The organism is Nocardia pseudovaccinii NBRC 100343 (assembly GCF_001613225.1).
Lineage (GTDB): Bacteria > Actinomycetota > Actinomycetes > Mycobacteriales > Mycobacteriaceae > Nocardia > Nocardia pseudovaccinii.
This window is the reverse complement of record NZ_BDBY01000282.1, coordinates 1-3,033: the sequence shown is the minus strand read 5'-3', so window position 1 is coordinate 3,033 and position 3,033 is coordinate 1. Positions and strand designations below refer to the sequence as shown.

General features: G+C 67.6%; 1 protein-coding gene. It reads right to left on the bottom strand.

Annotated features, from left to right (window positions below):
- Positions 1-3,033 (bottom strand): condensation domain-containing protein (locus tag NP3_RS34295; RefSeq protein ID WP_245721226.1); only part of this gene is annotated, 3,033 nt, incomplete at both ends.

The window sequence follows — 3,033 nt, the reverse complement described above, 5'->3', positions numbered from 1 at the left end:
GGGATACCGGCGGCCGGACCGGCCGCGACGCCCGGTTCATCGAAGGTTGTCCCCGATGCCGGTGTCCCGATCGCGATATCGCTCGTCCCGGACAACCGCGCCAACAACACCGCGAAAGCCGCATGCGCCACCACGAATACCGAGATATTCCTGGACTCGGCAAGCCGACGCAGTTCGTGGTGCAGGTGCACGCCGATTTGCAGCGCGACCTGCCCACCGATATATGAGGGCGCGGTCGAGCGCGGACGATCCATCGGCAGCGTCAACTCATCCGGCAGGCCTGCCAGCGTGGTGCGCCAGTATCGAACCTGGGTGAGCACATCGGGGCCAACACCGTCACGCACGGCTGCAACCGAATCCGCGGTGACGAGTTCGCCGAGCACAGTGCGCAACCGCTGGGTCAGCGCCTGCGCCGCCGAATCCGCGACGGCATCGGCGCGGTACAGCACCTCCACCCGCAACTCAGCACCGAGTTCGGCCCGGACGGTAACCGGATAGTGGGTGTAGTCGACCGAACTCACACCACTGACCACCAGCCCGTCGACGGCATTGCCCGCCTGGCGCAGGCCATCGGCGTCGATCGGATACGACTCGTAGGCCAACAGCGTGTCGAACAACTCGCTGCCGCCCGCGATCGCCTGGACATCGGCCAGCCCGAGATAGTGATGCTCCAGCAGCGCCGCCTGCTCGGCTTGCAGCTCGGTGAGCAACTGCGAAACCGTTGTCGCCGAATCGAATCGGACCCGCACCGGGATGGTGTTCACAAACAGTCCGACCATCGCGTCGACGCCGTCGAGCTGCGGCGGACGTCCGGAAACAGTGACGCCGAAGACGACATCGTCGCGGTCGGTGATACCGGCGACGACCACACCCCACGCCGCCTGTAGCACCGTATTGACGGTGACCTCGGTAGCCGCGGCGAAGGCCGTCAGCGCGGCCGTCTCGGTCGCCGACAGTTCGAATGCTGACCTACCGAATCCATTGTCCGGCAACGCGGGTCGCACCAGCGCGGGCGCCAGCAGCATGGGCGTAGCCTTGGTCAGCGCGGTTTCCCACGCGTGCAGTGTGGCTTCGCGGTCCTGCCGCGACAGCCACGCCAGATAGTCGCGATACGGCCGCAACCCGGGCAGCAGCGCGTTATCGCTCCTGGTCGCGTAGAGGATCAGCAGATCCTTCATCAACAGCGGCATCGACCATCCGTCGAGCAGGATGTGATGCGCCGTCAGCACGAGGTGGGTGTGCCCGGATACGGTGCGGTACACCGTGAATCGCAGCAGCGGCGCCAGCGCGGAATCGAATCCGGTGCGTTGGTCGGCGACCAGCAGATCGGGCAGGTCGGCGTCGGGCACGTCGGTGACCACCCGCCACGGCACCCGGACACCGTCGGCAATGAGCTGCACCGGTTTGCCGTTCGCGCCGAACGTGAAGGCGCTGCGCAGATTCGCGTGCCGGTCCAGCACCGCCTGTGCGGCGCTGCGCAGACGCTCGAGTTCGAATTCGCCCGAGAGTTCGACCGCCACCTGAATGACGTAGGGGTCCACCGACTCCGCCAGCATTTCCATCAGGAACAGCAGGCCCGTTTGCAGCGGCGACAGCGGCAGAACGTCGACCAGGCCCGGGTAGTTCGCCCGCCAGGTGTCGAGTTCGTGCTGGGTGGTCGATACGAGCGGCACATCCGATGGTGTGAGACCACCGGCGTCCGGGTCGGCTACGTGCCTGGCTACTGCCGTGAGCGCGGTGAGCCAGTCGTCGGCGAGTTCCTGTACCGCCGCCGCGTCGAGGATTTCACCGGCGTACTTGAACACCACATCCATCCGCGGTCCGGCATCGGTATCGACGACGATCGCATTGATGTCGACCACCGCCGACGCGGGCAGCGCCGGATCCTGGCCGTCGTCGAGGTCACCCAGGTCACCGGACGGCAACCATCCCGGGTCGGTCAGCCCCGCCGATTCGCCGGTGGACACCCGGCCCAGGTAGTTGAAGCCGATCTGCCCGATATCACCGGTCAGTGCACCTGCGGTGCCCGAATTCAGTTGGCGCAGCAGGCCGAAGCCGATGCCCCGATCCGGAACCGCGAGCAACTGCTCCTTCACCGACCGCAGCACCGCCGCGGTCTCCTCGGCAACGCCGCTCAGCTCGAGCGCCACCGGGTACACGCTGGTGAACCAGCCGATCGTGCGCGTCAGATCGGCGCCGGGCACGGTTGCTTCTTCACGGCCGTGCCCCTCGAGTCGAATCCTGGTGACCGTGGCGTCGATCCCGCGACGCGCCCGCCAGGTCCGCACCGCCATGGCCAAAGCGGCGAGCAGACCGTCGTTGACACCGCCCCGGTACAGCGCGGGCACCGTGGTCAGCACCGCGTCGGCGACATCGACCGGCACCTCGACTGTCAACTGACGCACCGTCACATGGGTATCGACGGCGGGATCGAGCGTACGCGTGCCGAGCAAGGGATCCGGCGTGGCCAGCACAGTGCGCCAGTAATCGAGTTCGGCCATCCGCGACGGCGAGCCCGCCACCTCCACCAGACCGTGCGCCCAACGCCGGAACGATGTTCCGACCGGCGGCAACGCGACAGCCATCCCGGCGCAACGCTGCGCCCATGCGGTGATGAGGTCCGGGATCAGAATCCGCCACGACACGCCGTCGATCACATAGTGGTGCGCCGCGACGACCAGCAGATCGCGGGCGTTCGACCTGCGCAGCCAACTGAACGCGACCATCCGGCCCGCAGCCGGATCCAGTGCGGCCAGCGCGGAAACCATGGCGGCGTTGCCGATTCGGTTGAGCTCGGCCTCGTCGGGCACGTCCACCTCGGACACCAGCGCGTCGAGGGTGCCCGGCGCGGCGACCTGCTGCCACCACCGGCCGTCGACCTGCCATACCCGCGCGCGCAACATGTCGTGGTGGTCGAGTACGGCCGTGAGCGTGGCGGCCAGTCCAGTGCGATCGATCCCCTCCGGCAGCGCGAGCACCAGCGTCTGCGCGAATCGACCGAACGAACCGTTGTCGAGGAAGCCCGCGAGCACC